This is a genomic window from Allosphingosinicella sp., from assembly GCF_036387215.1.
Lineage (GTDB): Bacteria > Pseudomonadota > Alphaproteobacteria > Sphingomonadales > Sphingomonadaceae > Allosphingosinicella.
Map to the genome: position 1 here is coordinate 1 of NZ_DASVUE010000243.1, position 19,000 is coordinate 19,000.

Here is a 19,000-nt window from a genome sequence, read left to right on the forward strand (position 1 = left end):
AAATGCGCGCCCCGGCTGAAGGGTTCCCACCCGTAACGACAATCCCCTTCGGGCGACGAAGCTTCGACGTGTGTAGCTTCGACGATGTGGAGGGGCCCGAAAAATGTTGAGCCCGGAGGCGCTACCGGGGGGGGGGGGAGGTTAACGCGTCCGGGCTCATGTTCTGGATAGCGAGAGCGGGGGGGCAAAAGGTCACTATCCGAAGTGCAGAACGTGGCAGCACGTCAGGAGTTCCGCCGGCGCACGAAAAAAATGCAAGCAAATGAAAAATGTTGGAGTCCGCCGGATCGGCCCGATGCAACCCGCGCCGGGCTGGCCGGTTGTCCCCTCCGAACGGAGGTATTCAATGGCCCAGCCGCCCAAAGCCACGCCCAATTCCGACATCGACGGCGTTCACCAGGATGAGGCGCGCAACACCGATGTCGCCGCCGGCCGCGGCGAGAGCGCGGGAACCCTCGAGGCCGCCAAGGATGAAGCGGTTGCGCGTCCCGAATATCGCGACGACCGGAAGAACCGCGACGATCGGACCGGCTGAAGGGCGCTAGCGCTCGGCCTTGTCGACCACGACGACGTCGAGCGCATAGCAGCCCGAATCCACGTCGCGATCGATGCCGGTGCGAAGCTGCCGGCCGAGGCCGGTGACGATCCGGTCGAAGCGCGCGAACACCTGCTCGTCGCACTCGGCCTCGGAGCGGAGGCTTTCGGATTCGATGCAGAGCCGCGCCAGCTTCTCGCTCTTGCCTCTCAGCGAGATCGTGACGTTGGCGGCGCCGCAGAACATGGCGAGCTCGACCAGCTCGGTGATCAGGAACGCAAGCGAGACCGCGACGTCCTGGGTGACGTAATAGGGCTCCACGTCCAGCCGGATCTGCATGTGCGCGGCCGCTGCGGGAGCGCTTGCGCGAAGGTTGGCGCCGAGCTCCGAGATGAGCGGCTTCAGGGCTACTCCGCGATTTTCCTCAAGCTCGGCATAATGGTTGCGGTGGACGACCGCGAGTGCGTCCACACGGCGCTGAATCGATGCATAAGCGGCCGAAACATCGTCCCCTTTCGCGCCCCGCGCATGAAGGTTCAGGAGCGAAGCGACGACTTGGAGGTTGTTCTTCACCCGATGATGCACCTCCCTAACGAGCCTCGTCTGCCGCTCGAGCGCTGCTTCGAGCTCTGCCTCGTGTCGCGCGACGGTGCGGGTGACTCGGTCGAAGGCGAGGCCGAGCTCGCGTATCTCGCGCGCCGGAGTGGCGAGGGGAGGGAGATCGAAGCTTCGATCCCCGGGCTGATAGCTCGAGACCGCCCGCTGCATCCGGACGAGCGGCTTCAGAAGCAGCCGATCCACGATCAGCCAGCCGATGAGCCCGGCGCCGAGCCACATGAAGATCGGGAGCAGCGTCATCAGCAGCTCGGCGGCGCTGAGGGGGGCTGCTCCGGTATGGATGTGCAGCCGGAAGCGGCCGGCGAGCACCGATGCGTCGGCGTCCACGGTCCGGATCAGCGGTCCGTCCTCGAACCCCTCATGGACGATCATTCGCCGGCCGGGCTGGGACAGGATCAGGTCGTATTCCGTACGGGTCCCGGGAAGCTCGGCGATCTCGCCCATACGGTGGCGGGGAAGTTCGCCGACACCTTCGAGGCCGCCGCGCTCGTCGAACAGCGCGAAACGGAGCGCTTCGCCGTCGCGGGTGAGCGAAATGACGGCGCGCGTACCGGGGCGGGGCCGCGCCACTGCGCGGGCGGCGAAGCCCGCACTTGCGCAGGCTACCTCATTGCCCCTTCCATAGAGCGCAAACCGCCCCTCGTTCGCCTGCTGCCGCTCCAGCCTGCGCAAGGTCGTGCGGCAGGCTTCGGAATCGCCGCCGGTGAGGCGGATGGGGCCGCTCGCGGCGCGAATGGTCAGCACGATGCGGGATAATGCGGAATTGATCCGCTGCGCCTTGAGCTGAACCCGCGCCTCCACCGACTGCCGGTGGTCAATCTCGTTCTGGCGGGCGCCCTGGAGCGAGGCGAGGATCGCGATCAGACCGAGCGGAAGCAGCCCGAAACTCAGGATCAAGAACATCTTCAGCGCGGTCGAAAGACCAGCGAACCTGGATGCGAACCAGCCTGTTTGTTGTTGCTGCACGTGGTGCCGAACGCCCTTAGGCGCAGGTTTATCCGAGCTTTCCGAGCAGATCGAGCAGATCGGGCGGAATCTGCTCGTCTATCGTCCGCTGATAGGCGGAACGGAGGGCCTGGCCGAGGTCGGCGCCTCCGGAGCCCTTCCTGCTCTTCTTCGCTTGCGGCCTTTGGGGAGTGTCTGCGGCTGAGAGTCGATCGGACTTGCGCCGTGTTTCGGCATCTTTTTCGGTCTCGAAGCTCAAAACGATTACCCCTCGCGGCAGGCGCCGCCCCGCATTGTCATTCAGCCTTCCCCCGTATCCGCAAGCGCGCGGATCGCAGACAAAAGCAAGCTGGCACAGAACGCGCTAGGCGGACCGTGTCGGCTTGGAAACAAAAAACTGATTGATTTGTTCCACACCAACAACAGCAGCGGTCGGGCAAGCATTTCAGCAGGGAATCCTCTCCGTAGGCGCGGCCAAGGGCCGGGCTTGCAAAGCGTGAGGCAGCCACCCACAAGGGCCGCAGTTCGAGAAGGAGTCGTAACAAACATGTCGCTTGGTCAGGATCTCGCGCCCCATCTTCCCTTCCTGCGCCGCTATGCGCGTGCGCTCACCGGCAGCCAGGGGCATGGCGACGCGTTCGTTCGGGCGACCCTCGAAGCGATCGTCGCGGCTCCCGAGGCCTTTCCCCGCGACGTCGATCCCCGGCTCGGGCTCTACCGCACCTTTCACGCAATCTGGTCATCCGCGAACATCGAGGAGGATGGCACCGACAGCGGGATGGCGGATCCCGAAAGCATCGCCAAGGCGCGGCTCTCGCAGATCACGCCGCTGTCCCGCCAGGCATTGCTGCTGACCGCGATGGAAGGCTTCACGCCGGAGGACACGGGCTATCTGATCGGCGCCGATTCCAGCGAGGTCGAGAACCTCGTCAGCGAGGCGCTTGCCGAGATCGAGCGCCAGACGCGGGCTGAGGTGCTGATCATCGAGGACGAGCCGATCATCGCCATGGATATCGAGACGATCGTCCGCGATCTCGGCCACAACGTCACCGGCGTTGCGGTGACGCGCGACGAAGCGGTGTCGCAGGCGATGGCGCGCCGCCCGGGCCTGGTCCTTGCCGACATCCAGCTTGCCGACGACAGCTCGGGGATCGATGCAGTCAAGGACATCCTCGGCGAATTCCAGGTGCCCGTGATCTTCATCACCGCCTTCCCGGAGCGCTTGCTGACTGGTGAGCGGCCGGAGCCGACCTTCCTCATCACCAAGCCGTTCCAGCGGTCCACGGTGAAGGCGGCGATCGCCCAGGCCTTGTTCTTCGATACGGCGACGGTTCCGGCCTGAGGGTGAGGGAACAAGCGTCGGGCAGCGGGCGTTGCTCCGAGAAGTTCCGATTCCGAAACAGGACCGTAAACGCGCATGGATGAACCTCCACACGTCGGCAAAACAGAGGCGCGCGCCGGCACGACGCCGCATATGACGCGCTACATTCTGCCCATTTCGCTGGGCATGGTGGTCGTGCTTTTCGCCATCATATTGCTTGTCTGGCGCTAACAGCTTACATCACCGAAACAAATTTGCCGCATCCGGCTCGTAAAGGGCCGTGTCTGATGCGGCTGTAATCAGCGTACCTTCTGGGGGATCGATGGCGGGCGAACAGCCAGCAGTAGCAGCAATAGAGCCGGGGCGGGACGCGCCGGTTCCGCTTTCGGACAATGAGTTCAAGGAGCAGCTCGGCCAGGTCATCCCGCATCTGCGCGCGTTCGGCCGCTCGCTTTCCGGCAGCCGCGACCTTGCGGACGATCTCGTCCAGGAGACTTTGCTCAAGGCCTGGGCCGCCCGCAAACGCTTCCAGGCCGGCACGAACATGCGTGCCTGGACCTTCATCATCCTTCGCAACCTCTTCCTCAGCCAGATGCGCCGTGCACGCTTCAAGGGCGAATGGGACGAGATCACGGCTTCGAAGCTGCTCGCCGCGCCCGCCAGCCAGGATCGGCACGTGGAGCTGGGCGACATGCAGCGGGCGCTGATGCACCTGCCGCAGCCGCAGCGCGAGGCGCTGATCCTCGTCGGCGCCGGCGGCTTCGCTTATGAGGAAGCCGCCGAAATCTGCGGCTGCGCGGTCGGAACGATCAAGAGCAGGGTCGCGCGCGGGCGCGTCGCTCTCGAAACCCTGCTGGCGGAGGGCAAGCTTCCCTCGCGGCGCGAGCATGAGACCGACGCGAACAAGACGGCATTGCAGACGATCATGGGCGAGGTGGACGATCTGAGCCGCGACCGCGATCCCGGCGGCCGCGCCGACTGATATCAGTCGAGCTTCGCGAGCAGTTCCTCGAACATCTTCAGCGATCGGATCTCGCCGTCCATCGCGAACGCTTCGCGCAAAGCGTTCCCGACGCCGGCGTGAACGGTGGGCGGCGCCACCTTCACGAACCGCCTGGAGGAAGCATTAACCATGGCTTCTCTTCTCGGATTGAGCGTATTCACATGCGGTAGAACGAACTTTGCACGCACCGGTTGCAATAGTTGCGCACCCTAAACGGAACTGATCCAGTTTGTTGCATGGTGGATACATATAGTGACCGAAATGTTAACGATGCCGTCGAGCGCGCGGAAAAACACGCGCCTTTTCTAAGGCTTGCGCTGAAGGCCCGACCGGAGGTCGTCACCGCGCTCAGCCAAGGATCGATCGACGGAGCAGTGTCGGCCGCTAAGGTATCAGCGGCCGATGTCCCGGATGTGGGCACCGCTCTCAGGAGGGAACGGACCGCCCTCGCACTCGGCCTTGCAATCGCCGATCTCGCGGGCCTTGCCTCGCTCGAGCAGGTGACGCAGGCGCTTTCGGACTTTGCCGACAGTGCGCTGCGACGGGCCGTCGCCGCCGCGTTCGAGGAGCGGACGCCGGGTGCGGAGCCCCGCGGGTTCGCTGTGATCGCGCTCGGCAAACATGGCAGCTGCGAGCTCAATTATTCCTCCGACATCGACCTCATCTTCCTGTTCGATCCGGCCACTCTGCCGCTCCGGCCGCGCGAGGAGCCGGGGCAGGCGGCCGTCCGGATCGGGCAGCGGGTGATCGAGCTGCTGCAGAAAAGGGACGCGGAAGGCTACGTCTTCCGGGTCGACCTCCGCCTGCGGCCCTCGCCCGAAGTTACTCCGATCACGCTCCCGGTCGAAGCGGCGATCTCCTATTACGAGTCGAGCGCTCTGCCGTGGGAGCGGGCAGCCTTCATCCGCGCCCGTGCAGTCGCTGGGGACGAGGCGCTCGGCCGCTACTTCCTCGAGGCGATCCATCCCTTCGTCTGGCGGCGCTCGCTGGACTTCGGAGCGATTGGCGAACTGCAGTCGATCACGCGGCGTATTCGCGACCATTATTCGGAGGGGCAGGGGCTCGGACCCGGTTTCGACCTGAAGCGCGGCCGCGGCGGCATCCGTGAGGTCGAATTCTTCGCGCAGATCCACCAGCTGATCCACGGCGGGCGTGAGCCGGCGCTCCGCGCGCCGGCGACGCTCGATGCATTGGCGGCGCTTGCAGAAGGCGGCCGGATCGCTCCCGAGGAGGCGGCGGACCTCAGCAGCGCCTACCGCCTTTTGAGAACCATCGAGCACCGTCTCCAGATGGTCGATGACCGGCAGACCCACAGCCTTCCCACGGATCCGGGCGAGCTCGACAACGTCGCGCAACTGCACGGCCTGTCCGATGGGCAGGAGTTGATCGACCTTCTGGAGCCGCCGGTGACGCGGGTCGCGGCGCTTTACGGCGGATTGGATCAGGAGGGCGGCGCCCGCCTCCCGCACGATCCGGCAGCCCTGGAGGAGCGGCTCAGGCGCTCGGGCTTCGAGGATGCAGCGTCGGGGCGGCTGCGGATAGAGGGATGGCGCTCCGGGAGGGCGCGTTCCCTTCGCACCGCTGCCGCGCGCGATGCGTTCGAAGCCATGCTTCCGGCGCTCGTGGACGCCTTCGGTGCCTCGCCCGACAGCATGCGCGCGATGAACCGCTTCGACGACGTCGTCGGGAAGGCGCCCAGCGGTATCAACCTCTATCGCCTGCTCGAGGCACAGCCGGAGCTCGCCCGCATCCTGGCGACGGTGCTTGCCCATGCGCCCGCGCTCGCCGAGCAACTGGGCCGCCGGCCGGAACTGCTCGAGGGCCTGATCGACGCGAGCGCGTTCGAGCGGGCGCCGCCGGTGGAGGAACTGGTCCGCTCCTTTTCCCGCTTCGATCGCGCGGGCGAGGATTACCAGCTGGTGCTCGACCGCGTCCGCCGGCGGGTCAACGAGCGGCGCTTCGCGCTTGGCGTGCAGCTGGTGGCGGCGCGCGCAGACCCGCTGGATGCCGCTGCCGGCTATGCGCGGGTGGCGGAGGCCGCCATCAATGTCCTTGCCGACGCGGCGGTCGCGGAGTTCGAGAAGGCGCATGGCCGCGTCCCCGGCTCCGAACTGGTGATCATGGGCTTGGGGCGGCTCGGAGGAGAAGCGCTCACCCACGCTTCCGATCTCGATCTGGTCTATCTCTTCACGGGCACCCACGAGGCGCAATCCGACGGCCCGAAGCCGCTTCGGGCGACCGACTATTTCAATCGGCTTGCGCCGCGGATCACTGCCGCCCTGAGCGTTCCCACGGCCGCCGGCCCGCTTTACGACGTCGATACGCGTCTCCGGCCGTCGGGAAAGGATGGGCTGCTCGCAATCTCACTCCCGAGCTTTGCCGAATATCAGCAGGAGCGGGCCTGGACCTGGGAGCATATGGCCCTTACCCGCGCGCGCCCGGTCCACGGTTCGGCGGAGGCAAGGGCATCGCTGCAGCGCATCATCGAAGCGACTTTGCTGATGCCTCGCCCTCCGGAGAAGCTGATAGCCGACGCCGTGAAGATGCGGGGCGAGATTGCTCTTCATAAACCGCCCAAGGGGCCGTTCGACATCAAGCTTGGGGACGGCGGCCTCGTCGATCTCGAATTCGCGGTCCACACGCTCCAGCTGCGCCACGGCATCGCGCTGCATCCGCAGCTGGACCTGGCGGTGGCGGAGCTTGCCGATGAAGGGCTCCTGCCGCCTGGCATGGTCGAAGCGCACCGGCTGCTGACCCGGATGCTGGTGACGATGCGCCTCGTTTCCCCAAGCTCGTCGGAGCCTCCCGCCGCCTCCCGCGCGCTCGTGGCGGCAAGCTGCGGCCTCGACAGCTGGGAAAGCCTGCTTGCGGCGCACGATTCCGCGCGGCAGAGGATATTCGAAACCTGGCGCGACGTGGCCGCGCATCACGGAGACTAGATGATGCTGAGCGAAGGCGACCTCGTACCCGATGTGCAGCTGGAAGGGATGGAGGGGCAGAAGATCAGCCCCGCCGATTTCCGCGGTCAGAAGCTGGTCATCTATTTCTACCCGAAGGACGATACGTCCGGGTGCACACGCGAAGCGCAGGATTTTACCGCCCTTGCGGAGGAATTCGAGGGATCGGGCACATGGGTGCTCGGCGTCTCCAAGGACGATGCGAAGAAGCACAGGAAGTTCACCGACAAGTACGAGCTCAAGATCCCGCTCGCGACGGACCCGGACGGCTCGGTGTGCGAGGCCTTCGGCACCTGGATCCAGAAGAGCATGTACGGCCGCAAATATATGGGCATCGAGCGTGCCACCTTCCTGGTCGACCGTGATGGGCGCATCGAGCGCGTGTGGCGGAACGTGAAGGTCCCCGGCCATGCCGAGGAAGTGCTGCAGGCCGCGCGCGAACTCAAAGGCCGCGGCAGCTGAAAACCGCTCAGTAGCGGCGGATGTCCTTCGGCTTCGGACGCTTCTCGGCGAGCTGGGCGGGCTCCTCCGGCTTCAGATCGAGATAGCTTGGCTTCAGCATCTGAACGTTGCTCGCGCCGCGCTTCTTGGGCGGGGCCAGCTTCTTCAAATCGAACTCCTCAAGGAAGCTGATCCCGAGGCGACCGGACTGCGACCAGCGCACTTCCGCGGCGAGCACTCCGCACCCCGGAAGGTCGAGATGGACTTCGGACCCTGCATCGAGGCCCCGCTCGCTTTCGAGCAGGGCGCCCCCGGATGAGATATTACGAAGGCGAACGGGCAGCGCTTCGCCGTTCCAGTTCAAGGTCGCGAGGCGGATGAGGCCGTGGCGCGGCGCACGCTCGTTGGCGTCGGAGCTTCCGTTCTTGCTCCTCGAGCCGAGCTCAAGCGCTTCGGCTGCGCCCATCGGGTGGCCGAAGATATGCCCCTGAACCTGCGAGCAGCCGAGCTGGCGGATCAGGGTCAGCTCGTCGAGCGTCTCGGCGCCTTCGGCGGTCGTCTCCATGCCGAGACCCTCGGCCATGGCGACGATCGCGCGGACGATCGCGGCGTTGCGGCTGCCGACGGTCGCGGCCCCGCGGACGAAGGACTGATCGATCTTGATCTTGTCGAACGGCGCCTTCTTCAAATAGCCGAGGGAGGAATAGCCGGTGCCGAAATCGTCGAGCACGAGGCGGACCCCGATGCTCTTCAGCTGACTGAAGATCTCGTCGGTGGCGGGGCTGTCGACCAGGAACACGCTCTCGGTGATCTCGAGCTCGAGCCGCGCCGGATCGATCTCAGCCGAGGCGAGCGCATTCATGACGATGCTGGTGAGGCCGGGGCTGGAAAACTGGATCGGCGAGAGGTTGACGGCGACGCTGACATGCTCCGGCCACGTCGCGGCATCCGCGCAGGCGGTGCGCAGCACCCACTCGCCGATGCCGACGATGAGACCGCATTCCTCCGCGAGCGGCACAAATTCGGAGGGCATGATCGTGCCGCGGGTCGGATGCTCCCAGCGCAGCAAAGCCTCGAAGCCGACCACGTCCTCGGTCACCGCGTTGACGAGCGGCTGATAGAGAAGCTTCAGCTCCTCCCGCATCGCGGCGTTGCGAAGGTCGTTCTCGAGGATCTGCCGGTCCTTGGCGTCCGAGTGCATCTCAGGCGCATAGAAGCAGTGCGTGCCGCGCCCGGCGGCCTTGGCGGCGTAGAGCGCGAGATCGGCGTCCCGGATCAAGGCGTCGGCGCAGGCGCCCTCCGGCGGAGCGATGGCGATGCCGACAGAGGCGCCGATCGAGACGCTGTGCCCCCCGATCATATAGGGCATCGAAACCTTGTGGATGAGCCGCTCGGCCAGCGCCGCGAGCCGACGCTCGCTGCCGAGGTCCGGAAGCACCGCCTTGAATTCGTCGCCGCCCAGCCGGCCGATCTGCCCCTGGTCGCCGATCACGCTCGACAGGCGCTGCGCGACCTGGCGGAGAAGCTCGTCGCCGGCGGGATGGCCGAGCGTGTCGTTGACGTTCTTGAAGCGATCGAGATCGATCAGGAACAATGAGCAGCTCGCCCGCCGCTTGGCGCCGTTCCGAAGCGCTTCCTCCAGCGTCTGGCGCATCTGCGCCCGGTTGGGCAGGCCGGTGAGCGAATCATAGCGCGCGAGGCGGCTGATCTCGGCTTCGGAGCGGCGCTTCTCGGTGAGGTCGGTGCCGATGCCGCGGAAGCCGAGGAAGCGGCCGTAATCGTCGAAATTCGGGCTTCCGGAGAGCGACCACCAGACGTCCTTGGCGGTATTTGCGCGGACCGTGACGTCGGAGAAGGGGAAGCGGGCGGAGAGGTGAAAGGAGAGCGTCCGCTCCGAAGCCTCCGCCGTACCGCTATCCTCCACCATCAGGAGGTCGGCGAAGGTGCGGCCGAGCAGTTCCGATGCCGGGACGTCGAAATCCTCGGCCAGCTGGTCCGAGACATAGGAGAGTGCACCGTCGGCGTTCGTTTCCCAGAACCAGCCGCGGCCGCTCTGCTCGAATTCGAGGACGAAGCGGCGCGCTTTCTGCGCTTCCCATTCGACCGCCAGGCGGCGGTTGGAGGACAGCACGGCATCGCGGGCGCTGTAGAGGCTGAACCAGCTGACCGATCCACCGATCGCCGCGAGACCGCCGACCAGCAGGGGATTTCCGTCGAACAGATACGCAGCGGCGACGGTGATCACGCCGTTTGCGACGACGATGATCGGGATCGACAGGAAGGCGGCGATCGGCAGCGAGAAGCCGAGCGTCAGCGCGACCCGGATGGCGGCGCCGTTCTCGGGCGTCACTCCGGCGAGGGCTGGTGCGGCGAGGAGACTCCAGAGGAAGCCGACCGCCATCACGTAGACGGCCGCGAAGCGGATCACGAGGTGGGGCTTGAGCTTTCGCGTGCGGTGACGGCGGGTCGTGAACCAGAAGCCTGCGTCCAGCAGGAGCACTGCGGCCAGCGGGATGATGACCCCGAGGAGGGAGCTGTGATTCCCCGCCGAGACGAGCCCGGCAAGGATGGTGGCTCCGGCGGCGAAGTGGGAGGCAAGCAGAAAGACGGCGCTGTGCGTCAGCGTACGCACGCGCTCGGTGCCGATGCGCTCGTCCGACTGATCGTCCGCCGCCGAAACGTCGACGAGCAGCAGATCCGCGAGCGAAAGCGGCGCGACCAGTTCCGGGCTGCCGCTGACGCTGGCAAACCGCCCCTTCCTCATTTCGCACAACCCTCCACACATGCGCGATAGCAAAGAGAGTTTAAGGAAGGGTTTGAAGCGGCGGCGGCGGGATTATCCGGAGCGCGTGAATCTGGTGAGAGCGACAAGGCGGCACGTGCGTTTGAAGCGCCGATGGACCCGTTTCGGACCGATCTTCACCTGCCGCCTGACTGGAGCGACGCTCTGGCCGGCGCGAGCGCGCGGAGGCGGGTGCTGGTGCTTGGCGCTACGGACGTTGGCAAGACGAGCTTCATCCAGGCATTTCTGGAAGGGCAAGGCGGCGGGGCGCGCCTGATCGATCTCGATCCGGGGCAGAAGATGATCGGGCCCCCAGGTACCGTAGCGCTGGGGCGGCTGGGGCAGGTGGAGCGGTTCGTGTTCATCGGAACGACCAGCGCCAGCGCGCTGTCGGCGATTGCGCGTGCGGCCGAGGCACTGGCGCATGGCTCGGAGCCGTTCATCGTCAACACTTCGGGTTTTGTGAAGGGGATTGGCGCCCGGCTTCAGGCGATGACGGTGAAGGCGATCCAGTCGGACCTGATCGTCGAACTCGGACCCGAGCCGATCGTGGCTGCCGCGAGCGTCCCCGTCCTCCGCCTTCAGCGCTCGCCGCTGGCGCGGCGGAAGTCGCCCGCTTTCCGCGCGGCGCTGAGGCAAGCGGCGTTCGAGCGCGAGATCGAGGGCAGCTCCGTTATCAGGGTCGTACGAACGGCCGTCGACCGAGGACCCATGGCGCCTTGGCAATCGGCGGCGAGGCCGGTCTGCGGCGTTGGGGACGCAGACGCAACGGACATCGCGCTCGGAATCGTCGAGGAGGCGGAGGAGGGGGTGCTGCGCATTCGCACCCGCGCGCCATCGGAGGCGGTACGGCTCGTGCGGCTGGGCAAGATGTGGGCGGAGCCGAAGGAGGGCCGCTGGCACCTGCTGGATAAGCTCAGCCCGGCCTGGGTGCAGAGCTGATGCGTCCGCTGCTCCACCCTTCGCTCGTCAACGGCCGCTTCGGCGATCCGGCACTCTATGTCGAGACGCTCCACCAGCGCGGTGCCTTGCTATTCGACATGGGAGACCTGACGCCGCTCAGCGCCCGCGACCTGCTGCGCGTCACCCACGTCTTCGTCACCCACACGCATATCGACCATTTCATCGGCTTCGACGCGCTGCTCCGCGTTTCGGTGGGGCGGGAGAAGAGGATCGAAATGGTGGGTCCGGCGGGTTTCCTAGACCGGGTCCAGCACAAGCTCCGCGCCTATGAGTGGGACCTCGTCGACCGCTACGAAGCGGACCTGGTGTTCGACGTGACGGAGCTCACGGAGGCATCCGAAGTGCGCCGCGCCCGCTTCAGGTTCAAAGCCCGCTTCGAGCGCGAGGCGGAGGAGCGGGTCGAAGTCCGGGATGGCATTGTCGCCGGGGACAGCGGCTTCGAAGTGCGGGCGGCGATCCTCGACCATCACGGGCCCTGTCTCGGCTTTGCCGTCGCTGAGCCGGCGCATGCCAACGTTTGGAAGAACAGGCTGGAGGAACGGGGGCTTCCAACCGGCCAGTGGCTGCAGGCGCTTAAGCGGGCGGTGGCGGAGGGACTCCCCGACGAGCAGCCGATCGAGCTCCCGGGCGGAGGCTGCGCCCAACTCGGCACCCTTCGCGACATCGTCAGCATCACTCGCGGACAAAAGATCGGCTACGTGACGGACGTCGCGGACACGCCTTCAAACCGAGAGAAGATCGCGGTGCTGGCGGACGGCGCCGACACCTTCTTCATCGAGGCGCGCTTCGCGGCCGCCGATGCCGTCCAGGCGCGGGAGCGGGCGCACCTCACCACCATGGCCGCAGGCGAGATCGGGCGGGCGGCGGGCGCAACGAAGGTCGAGCCCTTCCATTTCTCGCCGCGCTACGAGGGCGAGGAGGAACGAATGCTCGCGGAGGTGGCCGCCGCCTTCCAGAGATAGTCGCGCGGGAGCCCGAGGCGGAGCGAAGCTTCGGCGGCAGGGCTCGAATCCAGCCGCACGCGGTCCGCGGCGGCTCCGACCTGCCTTACGAGAGGGAGCTCCCAAGACCGGAGGCCCGACCGGGGGCCGAGGCCGGCGAGGTCCCGGAACCAGCGGGGCAGCATCTCGACCGCGGCGCGGATCAGCAGATGCTGCACCGGGCGGAGCGGAAGCGGGAAGACCGAAGCCGCGCGCATGATGCGGAGGAACTCGAAGATGACGGGCGAGCGGGTGAGCTTCGGCTTCATGACGCCGAACAGGGCCTCCAGCTCCGCCTCGCTACGCGGGGATCCTTGCGCGCCATAGAGGTGCGCCGCGGCCGTTCCGTCGGCATAGAAGGAGTCCCGCTGCGCGAGCGGCAGCGGCCGCACGAAAAGGTGATAGGCGTGAAGGAAGCCGTGCATCGCCGTCGCCTGCACCCAATCGAGCAATTCCGGATCGTTGGCGCGATACGCTTGACCGTCGTGGGCAACGCCTTCCACGCGCTCGTGCACGCGCCGCACCCCGGCGATCATCTGCTCGGCCGTGGAGCGGGCGCCGTAGACGGTCACCATCGCCGCGAGGCCGGTTCGCCGCAGCCGCTCGACCGGATCGGTTCGGAAGCTGCTATGGTCCCAGACGCCGGCGCGCACCCGCGGCTCGGCAAGTTCTAGGATCACCGCCGCGACCCCGCCGACGAAGAGTGCCAGAGGATTGCGGAACACCTGCCATGTGATGGAATCGGGCGGCACCAGCGCCGGCTCGCCCGCGGGCTCGGTGAAATCGACCGGGGACAGCCCCTTGGGCTTCAGGAAAGCGCCGGCATAGCCTTCGAGCCACGTCTGGAGGCCGAAGGGGAGGGTGGCGCCGTGCTTCAGCGGCGCCCGCCGCCGGCGGGTTCGGCTTCGGCGTTCGATGCGGACTTCGCGGCCTGAGCTTTCTTGCGGCTGCCGGAATCCTCAATCACGTCGATCACCATCCGGCCGGCCTCGATCGCCGCAGCGCCGAGCGCCGCCTTCACCCAACCGCCGCCCTTCTCCACGTTCTCGGCCGCACCTTCCGCCGCTTCGCCGGCTTCGGCAACTGTCCGCTTGGCGGCGCGGCGGGCGTCCTTCCGCGCGGCAAGGCCGGCGGCGAGCGCCGCGAGCGCGATCTCACGCACCGTCGGATCGTTCATGAACTTCGCAAACTGGCCGCCTTTGCGGAGCTCCTTCGGCACCTTCACTCCGGCGATCGTCTTCGGCAGCTTGTCCTTGCCGGCCTTGTCTTTCTTCTTACCCATAGGTGGTTCCTCCAGGCTGGCAGCTTAGGACGAAAGAGCTTTCACAAGCGTTCCCCCGGTCACTCGACGACGATCCTCGCCGACATGCCCATGATCCGGTGGAAGAGGTTGCCGCAGCGCGCCGAGTAGCGGCCGGCAGCGGGCACGATCAGGATTTCGCGAGTCTCGCCGGGGCCGACCTGGACCGCGCCGCCTTTCACGATGGCTCGCTCGCGGGTGCGGATCTCGCCGGCTCCGAAAAAGCCGCCGGCGCTGAAGCTGTGCGCTTCGGTGCTGTTGTTGATGAGGCGGAGGCGGAGCGGCTCGCCCGCCTTGAACGTCATCGGCGTCGGCTGAATGTCGAAGCTCGAGAGCAGAACGTCATATTCGCGCGCCTGCCGCCAATCGGGTGCCGCAAGGGCGGGCGAGGCGGCGAGGATCAGGCCGGCGAAGAGGAAGAGGGGACGCATCGGAGTGGCTCCTGGGACTAAGCGGCATCCTAGCTTCGGAAGCTCGGCCCGTCGAGTTGGCGAAGGACATCAGCCGAGGCGCGCGAGCAGATCGGCGGCGAATTGAGAAAGCGTGTCGTCGCGCGCGCCCATGATGACGATCCGGTCGCCAGGGCTGGCGAGTTCGAGCAGGCGCTCGCCGCAGGCGGAACGGTCGGGAATGTGCTCGGCAATGCGTCCGGCGGCGCGAATATCGTGGACGATCTCGCCGCTGCCGACGCTCCGGTCCACGGTGCCGCCGTAATAAACCGGATCGGGCATGATCAGCACGTCCTCGGGCGCAAGCTGATCGGCGAAGCAGGCGACAAGCTCGCGCCGCATCACGCGCAGCGGACCGAAGCCGTGCGGCTGGAACAGGCAGAGCAGGCGCCCGGGAAAGGCGTGGAGCGTCTCCAGCGTGGCGGTGATCTTGTCTGGATTATGCCCGAAATCGTCGATCACGGCGATGCCATTCGCGGTTCCGACCAGCTCCATACGGCGCCGGAGGCCGAGGAAGCCGCCGACCGCTGCAGCCGCCTCCCGGAGCGGAACTCCGGCGAGATGCGAAGCGGCCACCGCTGCGAGGGCGTTCGAGACATTGTGCCTGCCGGGGACCGACAGCCGGACCGGAATCGGTTCGCCGCCGCTTTTCGTGCGCAGCGTGAAGGAGATGGCGAACGGCTCCTCGGAAAGGTCAGCGGCGAAATAGTCGGCTCCGTCGCTCCGCAGCGAATAGGTGACCACCTTCTCGGGCGGCAGGACCGCGGCGAGCAGGCGGGTCTCGTCATCGTCGAGGTTGAGGACGATCTTCTCGGCCTTCAGGGCGAAATCGCCGAACAGGCGCCGAAGCTCGTCGAGCGACTTGTGATCGAGCGTGATGTTGTTCAGCACCGCGATCCGCGGCCGGTAGAGCGCGATCGAGCCGTCGCTTTCATCGACCTCACTCGCGAACATGCCGCCGCTTCCGACCAATGCGCTTGCAAAGGGCGTGTCGGCGCTGACGAAATTCTTCATCACGGCGCCGTTCATCACGGTCGGCTGCCGTCCGGTGTCATGAAGGATCCAGCCGATCATGCCCGTCACGGTCGACTTGCCGCTGGTCCCGCCGACGGCGATGCCGGTGTCGGCGGCGTTGAATAGCTGCGCGAGCAGCTGCGGCCGGGTGAGATGCTCCGCGCCCAAGCGCCGCGCGGCCTGTACGTCGGGAACACTCTCTTCGATCGCCGCCGAGGTGACGAGGATCTGGTCGGCGCTCGTCATTCCGCTGCCGTCCTGCGGAAAGAGGCCGATGCCCTGCGCCTCCAGGAAGGCGAACTTGTCGGCGATGCGGCCCTGATCCAGCGAACGGTCGGAGCCGGCGACCTCAAAGCCCTGGCCGCGGACGATGCAGGCGAGCGGAAGCATGCCGCTGCCGCCGATCCCGCAGAAGAAATAGGATTTGGCGTGATTCATCGCACCGCCCTATTGAGGTGCGGCGGCCATTTCAAACGCGGCGGGAAGGAGAGGCTTCAGGCATGCGGATCGGAGTGGTGGCGCCAAGCACGCCGATCACGGAAGAGCTTGCGGACCGCGTTCGGGCGATCGCCGTCGGCTTCCCAGGGCTGGAGATCCTCTTCCACCCGCAATGCTTCGCAAGCCACAACCATTTCGCCGGCACCGACGAGGTGCGGACGGAGGCGTTCGTGGCAATGGCGAACGATCCGGACTTCGACGCGCTCTGGTGCGCCCGCGGCGGCTACGGCTCCTGCCGGATCGCCGAGGACGTGATCGAGCGGCTGGCAAGCGCCGCCGGCGACAAGATCTACCTTGGCTACAGCGATGCGGGATACCTGCTCGGCGGCCTCTACGCGGCGGGGATCGGACGGCCGGTTCACGGGCCGATGCCTGGCGACGTCAGGCGGCAGGGAGGGGAGGCTGCGATCGCTCGCGCGCTCGGCTGGCTGGCGGACGGCGCGCCTAGCTCGCTAGAGCCTTCGTTGACGGCCGGCGATAAGGCGGCGGCGTTCAACATCACCGTGTTCAGCCAATTGCTCGGGACGCCTCTCCAGCCGGACCTTACCGGCCACGTGCTGATGCTCGAGGACGTCTCGGAGCATATGTACCGCACCGACCGCTCCATGTTCCACATCACGAGCAACCCGGAGGTCCGGAAGGTGGCGGGGATCCGGCTCGGCCGGTGCAGCGAAGTGCCCTTGAACGATCCCGATTTCGGCGAGACCGAGGAGCAGGTGTTCCGCCATTGGTGCGGCCGCTCCGGTATCCCCTATCTCGGCCGCGCCGACATCGGCCACGATGCCGACAACAAGCTCGTGCCGTTCGGGAGATCGTCCTGAGCGCCACGGTCCGGCCACGAGCGGCGACGAACCGAGCCGCTCCTCTCTCGAAGCAGTTGCACTCCGCGCAAGTTTGCGCTCTATCAGCACGGTACAGAGGAGGGCTTAACTTATGGCAAAGGGAACAACAGGCGGAACGAAGGCTCAAGGCGGACTTGCACGTCCCGTGACGCCGTCGAGCGATCTCGCCGCGATCACCGGTTCGGCCGCGCTTCCGCGCAGCGAAGTGGTCAGCAAGATGTGGGATTACATCAAGAAAAACAATCTCCAGAACCCTGAGAACAAGCGCGAGATCCTCGCCGACGACAAGCTCGAGAAGGTGTTCGGAACGAAGAAGGTGACGATGTTCGAAATGAACAAGCACCTGTCGCGCCACCTGAGCTAACGCGACTCAACCCATTGCGCCGGCCCGAGGGCCGGGCGCGACACCAAAAAGAAAGCCCGCGCGGCGGCCCCGGCCACCGCGCGGGCTTCTTATTTAGGAGCGCTTAGCGGCAGCCGCGCCAGCCGAAGGCGCCGCGCTCCGCCTGGTCGAGGTGGAGGTGGTCGCGGTGCGCCTTGTTGTAGTCGGGTGAAAGCACCGTGGCGAACAGCTTGCAGGCTCCGTCGCGGGCGTCGTGCAGGAACCGCGCGGCCGGATCGTCGCCCGTCCAGTCGCCTGCAACGCTGATGCGGGTGCCGTCTTCCAGGACGAAGGCGGCGACATCGACGGCGTTGGCCGTCGAATGCTCGCTCCAGCTTCCTTCGGAGCGCCCGTAGATGCGGCGGCAGCTGTAGCTTCCGAAATGCTCGATCCGCTCGACCTTGCGGCCGAAATGTTGAAGCGCGGCCGGCTGAACGGCGTTCCACTCCCATAGCGCCAAGGCCGCCGCGACCGGGCAGCTCGTGCCGAGGCCGGCGGGGCGGTAGGCGATGTCGAGCGCCCCGCCGCCGGTGAAGCGGACCGCGTCGTCATAGCCGCACTGCCCGTTGCCCGATCGGGGCGGAAGCGCCGTGAAGCGGACGCCGGCCCTGCCGAGCAAGGCCCTGCATTGCTCCGCCTCGCCGCGAAGCTGCACGAGCTTCCGCCCCGTGAAAGCGCCGACGGGCCGGGTGAGGTCGAGCTCCGTCCAGGGCAGGTCTTCGGGATGATTGCGGCCATAGCCGTAGAGCAGCATCCCGCCGAAAAGCATTAGAGCAATGAGGAGCAGGCTCTTCAGGACCCGGACCGGGCGGGGCCTCCGGCGCTTCACGTCCGCCGTGCCGTCTCGGCAAGTTCGGCGGTCACGGGATAGCCGAGGTCGTCGGGGATGCAGAGCCACTGCGCCCCGTCCCGCTCCTCGAGCCAGGGGACGACCTTGCGGACCGGGTAGCGCTGGGCGTCGGCACTCGCTTCCTCGAACGAGGCGTAGCGAGCGAGCCGCTCGAGGTTGCGGCGGGTCGGGAAGATGATGCGGGCGCGGCCGGCATTCGCCTCGTCCAGCACCTCGTTCGCGCTCGCCCAAAGGATGCGCACCGCTTCCGCCTCGGCGGCAGTCGCGGCTCCGGCGGGAGCTTCTGCGAGGAAGAACAGGGTGTCGAACCTTCGCGCCTCCTTGAAAGTCGGGCACCAGCGGGCGAACGGCGTCAGCGCCTCGAGATCGAGGCTGAGGCCATGCGCCTCCAGCAGGGCCGAGAAGGGTGCCCCGTCCTCCAGCTCCTGCCGCAGCTGCGCCACCAGCGCCGCGCTCGGAGGAGGGACGACTGCAGGTGCGAGGCCGGTCTCCTCGATCGTCTCGCGGATGGCGGCGATGCGCGCCGGTGCAAACTCGACAGCTCCCCCGATCCGCTCCGCCAGCACCTCGTCATCGGGATCGATCCGGCCGCCGGGGAACACCAGTGCCCCGGCCGCGAAGGCCATGCTCCGCGTCCGCTCCATCATCAGCAGCTGCGGCGCGCCGGCGGCCGCGGGCCGCATCAGGACGAGGGTGGCGGCGGGAATGGGTTCGGGAAGATCGCTCATCCCTCAGCCAACGATTTCATCGCCCGCTCGTTCTCTCACCAGAGAGGAATTGCTGCATTGCGCCAGCCGGTTCGCGCGGCTATTGGGGCGCTTCGCCGGTGGCGCGGGGCTGTAGCTCAGATGGGAGAGCGCTGCAATCGCACTGCAGAGGTCAGGGGTTCGATTCCCCTCAGCTCCACCAACCCGAGCCCGACGATCTTCTCCGCTTCCGTTCCGTCGCCGAAGCGGAACCGACTGGCTCCCCGGCCGGAACGGGCCGCCTTACCCCTTCGTTCTTCCCGCTGGACCGCAAGCGCCGGATCGTCCGTGCGCCAGTGACGCGGATCCGCCACAGAGTAGGAGGATTTCATGGGCTACGGCGACAACCGTTATGGCGATGATCGATGGCAGGG

Annotated in this window: 19 protein-coding genes and 1 tRNA gene; 11 read left to right on the forward strand and 9 right to left on the reverse strand. The window is 66.8% G+C overall.

The window, feature by feature from the left end; translation table 11 throughout:
* Nucleotides 1-346 precede the first annotated feature (346 nt).
* The gene (locus tag VF662_RS09880; protein ID WP_464140467.1) at nucleotides 347-535 is read left to right on the forward strand and encodes a hypothetical protein; all 189 of its coding nucleotides are present in this window, start codon (nucleotides 347-349) and stop codon (nucleotides 533-535) included.
* A gap of 6 nt (nucleotides 536-541) precedes the next feature.
* Here VF662_RS09880 and VF662_RS09885 read toward each other — a convergent pair whose 3' ends face one another.
* Nucleotides 542-2,056 carry a sensor histidine kinase gene (locus VF662_RS09885; RefSeq protein ID WP_464140470.1) on the reverse strand — a complete coding sequence of 505 codons (1,515 nt, stop codon included), beginning with the start codon at nucleotides 2,054-2,056 and terminating at the stop codon, nucleotides 542-544.
* Between the two features lie 589 nt (nucleotides 2,057-2,645).
* Here VF662_RS09885 and VF662_RS09890 point away from each other — a divergent pair.
* The 3 genes from VF662_RS09890 to VF662_RS09900 all read left to right on the forward strand — a co-directional run bounded on the left by VF662_RS09890 (nucleotide 2,646) and on the right by VF662_RS09900 (nucleotide 4,401).
* On the forward strand, nucleotides 2,646-3,440 hold the full coding sequence (locus VF662_RS09890) for a response regulator (RefSeq protein ID WP_464140473.1): 795 nt from the start codon (nucleotides 2,646-2,648) through the stop codon (nucleotides 3,438-3,440).
* A 75-nt stretch (nucleotides 3,441-3,515) separates the two neighbouring features.
* Entirely contained in the window at nucleotides 3,516-3,650 is a 135-nt protein-coding gene (locus tag VF662_RS09895) for a hypothetical protein (RefSeq protein ID WP_464140475.1), read from the forward strand.
* 91 nt (nucleotides 3,651-3,741) lie between these two features.
* A complete protein-coding gene (locus VF662_RS09900) occupies nucleotides 3,742-4,401 on the forward strand; it encodes a sigma-70 family RNA polymerase sigma factor (RefSeq protein ID WP_464140478.1) in 660 nt (219 codons plus the stop codon).
* A 2-nt stretch (nucleotides 4,402-4,403) separates the two neighbouring features.
* Here VF662_RS09900 and VF662_RS09905 read toward each other — a convergent pair whose 3' ends face one another.
* A complete protein-coding gene (locus tag VF662_RS09905) occupies nucleotides 4,404-4,553 on the reverse strand; it encodes a hypothetical protein (protein WP_464140480.1) in 150 nt (49 codons plus the stop codon).
* A 105-nt stretch (nucleotides 4,554-4,658) separates the two neighbouring features.
* Here VF662_RS09905 and VF662_RS09910 point away from each other — a divergent pair, with 105 nt between their 5' ends.
* The gene (locus tag VF662_RS09910; protein ID WP_464140483.1) at nucleotides 4,659-7,361 is read left to right on the forward strand and encodes a bifunctional [glutamine synthetase] adenylyltransferase/[glutamine synthetase]-adenylyl-L-tyrosine phosphorylase; all 2,703 of its coding nucleotides are present in this window, start codon (nucleotides 4,659-4,661) and stop codon (nucleotides 7,359-7,361) included.
* 3 nt (nucleotides 7,362-7,364) lie between these two features.
* Nucleotides 7,365-7,841: a peroxiredoxin gene (locus tag VF662_RS09915; protein WP_464140508.1), complete on the forward strand. Its 477-nt coding sequence runs from the start codon at nucleotides 7,365-7,367 to the stop codon at nucleotides 7,839-7,841.
* 7 nt (nucleotides 7,842-7,848) lie between these two features.
* On the opposite strand, the gene VF662_RS09920 is transcribed toward VF662_RS09915, so the two are convergent.
* Nucleotides 7,849-10,584 (reverse strand): EAL domain-containing protein, encoded by a 2,736-nt coding sequence (locus VF662_RS09920; protein WP_464140485.1) that lies wholly within the window; start codon nucleotides 10,582-10,584, stop codon nucleotides 7,849-7,851.
* Between the two features lie 132 nt (nucleotides 10,585-10,716).
* Here VF662_RS09920 and VF662_RS09925 point away from each other — a divergent pair, with 132 nt between their 5' ends.
* Together VF662_RS09925 and VF662_RS09930 are read left to right on the forward strand one after the other, a co-directional pair.
* Nucleotides 10,717-11,544, forward strand: a complete 828-nt coding sequence (locus tag VF662_RS09925; protein WP_464140487.1) for a Clp1/GlmU family protein — start codon at nucleotides 10,717-10,719, stop codon at nucleotides 11,542-11,544.
* Nucleotides 11,544-12,527, forward strand: a complete 984-nt coding sequence (locus VF662_RS09930) for a ribonuclease Z (RefSeq protein WP_464140490.1) — start codon at nucleotides 11,544-11,546, stop codon at nucleotides 12,525-12,527. The genes VF662_RS09925 and VF662_RS09930 overlap by 1 nt, the downstream gene beginning before the upstream one ends.
* On the opposite strand, the gene VF662_RS09935 is transcribed toward VF662_RS09930, so the two are convergent.
* The 4 genes from VF662_RS09935 to VF662_RS09950 all read right to left on the reverse strand — a co-directional run bounded on the left by VF662_RS09935 (nucleotide 12,470) and on the right by VF662_RS09950 (nucleotide 15,746).
* Nucleotides 12,470-13,297 carry an oxygenase MpaB family protein gene (locus tag VF662_RS09935; RefSeq protein WP_464140492.1) on the reverse strand — a complete coding sequence of 276 codons (828 nt, stop codon included), beginning with the start codon at nucleotides 13,295-13,297 and terminating at the stop codon, nucleotides 12,470-12,472. The two genes, VF662_RS09930 and VF662_RS09935, sit on opposite strands and share 58 nt — an antisense overlap.
* Nucleotides 13,298-13,419: 122 nt before the next feature.
* Nucleotides 13,420-13,827 carry a hypothetical protein gene (locus VF662_RS09940; RefSeq protein ID WP_464140494.1) on the reverse strand — a complete coding sequence of 136 codons (408 nt, stop codon included), beginning with the start codon at nucleotides 13,825-13,827 and terminating at the stop codon, nucleotides 13,420-13,422.
* Nucleotides 13,828-13,886: 59 nt separating this feature from the next.
* Nucleotides 13,887-14,276, reverse strand: a complete 390-nt coding sequence (locus VF662_RS09945; protein WP_464140497.1) for a cupredoxin domain-containing protein — start codon at nucleotides 14,274-14,276, stop codon at nucleotides 13,887-13,889.
* A gap of 69 nt (nucleotides 14,277-14,345) precedes the next feature.
* Nucleotides 14,346-15,746: a UDP-N-acetylmuramate--L-alanine ligase gene (locus VF662_RS09950; RefSeq protein WP_464140499.1), complete on the reverse strand. Its 1,401-nt coding sequence runs from the start codon at nucleotides 15,744-15,746 to the stop codon at nucleotides 14,346-14,348.
* 62 nt (nucleotides 15,747-15,808) lie between these two features.
* Between VF662_RS09950 and VF662_RS09955 the strand changes: the two genes are divergently transcribed.
* The gene (locus tag VF662_RS09955; RefSeq protein ID WP_464140501.1) at nucleotides 15,809-16,627 is read left to right on the forward strand and encodes an LD-carboxypeptidase; all 819 of its coding nucleotides are present in this window, start codon (nucleotides 15,809-15,811) and stop codon (nucleotides 16,625-16,627) included.
* A gap of 112 nt (nucleotides 16,628-16,739) precedes the next feature.
* Nucleotides 16,740-17,012: an SWIB/MDM2 domain-containing protein gene (locus VF662_RS09960; RefSeq protein WP_464140503.1), complete on the forward strand. Its 273-nt coding sequence runs from the start codon at nucleotides 16,740-16,742 to the stop codon at nucleotides 17,010-17,012.
* A 103-nt stretch (nucleotides 17,013-17,115) separates the two neighbouring features.
* Here the strand turns inward: VF662_RS09960 and VF662_RS09965 are convergent, their stop codons facing one another.
* Together VF662_RS09965 and VF662_RS09970 are read right to left on the reverse strand one after the other, a co-directional pair.
* Nucleotides 17,116-17,799 (reverse strand): extensin-like domain-containing protein, encoded by a 684-nt coding sequence (locus VF662_RS09965; protein ID WP_464140510.1) that lies wholly within the window; start codon nucleotides 17,797-17,799, stop codon nucleotides 17,116-17,118.
* Nucleotides 17,800-17,855: 56 nt separating this feature from the next.
* The gene (locus VF662_RS09970) at nucleotides 17,856-18,608 is read right to left on the reverse strand and encodes an NUDIX hydrolase (protein ID WP_464140505.1); all 753 of its coding nucleotides are present in this window, start codon (nucleotides 18,606-18,608) and stop codon (nucleotides 17,856-17,858) included.
* Between the two features lie 105 nt (nucleotides 18,609-18,713).
* Here VF662_RS09970 and VF662_RS09975 point away from each other — a divergent pair.
* Nucleotides 18,714-18,789 (forward strand) — tRNA-Ala (locus tag VF662_RS09975).
* Nucleotides 18,790-19,000 lie beyond the last annotated feature (211 nt).

Excerpts from the sequence above, each read along its gene's own strand:
- VF662_RS09880 (WP_464140467.1), top strand. The coding sequence starts at position 347 with ATGGCCCAGCCGCCCAAAGCCACGCCCAATTCCGACATCGACGGCGTT.
- VF662_RS09885 (WP_464140470.1), bottom strand. The coding sequence starts at position 2,056 with ATGTTCTTGATCCTGAGTTTCGGGCTGCTTCCGCTCGGTCTGATCGCG.
- VF662_RS09890 (WP_464140473.1), top strand. The coding sequence starts at position 2,646 with ATGTCGCTTGGTCAGGATCTCGCGCCCCATCTTCCCTTCCTGCGCCGC.
- VF662_RS09895 (WP_464140475.1), top strand. The coding sequence starts at position 3,516 with ATGGATGAACCTCCACACGTCGGCAAAACAGAGGCGCGCGCCGGCACG.
- VF662_RS09900 (WP_464140478.1), top strand. The coding sequence starts at position 3,742 with ATGGCGGGCGAACAGCCAGCAGTAGCAGCAATAGAGCCGGGGCGGGAC.
- VF662_RS09905 (WP_464140480.1), bottom strand. The coding sequence starts at position 4,553 with ATGGTTAATGCTTCCTCCAGGCGGTTCGTGAAGGTGGCGCCGCCCACC.
- VF662_RS09910 (WP_464140483.1), top strand. The coding sequence starts at position 4,659 with ATGGTGGATACATATAGTGACCGAAATGTTAACGATGCCGTCGAGCGC.
- VF662_RS09915 (WP_464140508.1), top strand. The coding sequence starts at position 7,365 with ATGCTGAGCGAAGGCGACCTCGTACCCGATGTGCAGCTGGAAGGGATG.
- VF662_RS09920 (WP_464140485.1), bottom strand. The coding sequence starts at position 10,584 with ATGAGGAAGGGGCGGTTTGCCAGCGTCAGCGGCAGCCCGGAACTGGTC.
- VF662_RS09925 (WP_464140487.1), top strand. The coding sequence starts at position 10,717 with ATGGACCCGTTTCGGACCGATCTTCACCTGCCGCCTGACTGGAGCGAC.
- VF662_RS09930 (WP_464140490.1), top strand. The coding sequence starts at position 11,544 with ATGCGTCCGCTGCTCCACCCTTCGCTCGTCAACGGCCGCTTCGGCGAT.
- VF662_RS09940 (WP_464140494.1), bottom strand. The coding sequence starts at position 13,827 with ATGGGTAAGAAGAAAGACAAGGCCGGCAAGGACAAGCTGCCGAAGACG.
- VF662_RS09945 (WP_464140497.1), bottom strand. The coding sequence starts at position 14,276 with ATGCGTCCCCTCTTCCTCTTCGCCGGCCTGATCCTCGCCGCCTCGCCC.
- VF662_RS09950 (WP_464140499.1), bottom strand. The coding sequence starts at position 15,746 with ATGAATCACGCCAAATCCTATTTCTTCTGCGGGATCGGCGGCAGCGGC.
- VF662_RS09955 (WP_464140501.1), top strand. The coding sequence starts at position 15,809 with ATGCGGATCGGAGTGGTGGCGCCAAGCACGCCGATCACGGAAGAGCTT.
- VF662_RS09960 (WP_464140503.1), top strand. The coding sequence starts at position 16,740 with ATGGCAAAGGGAACAACAGGCGGAACGAAGGCTCAAGGCGGACTTGCA.
- VF662_RS09965 (WP_464140510.1), bottom strand. The coding sequence starts at position 17,799 with ATGCTTTTCGGCGGGATGCTGCTCTACGGCTATGGCCGCAATCATCCC.
- VF662_RS09970 (WP_464140505.1), bottom strand. The coding sequence starts at position 18,608 with ATGAGCGATCTTCCCGAACCCATTCCCGCCGCCACCCTCGTCCTGATG.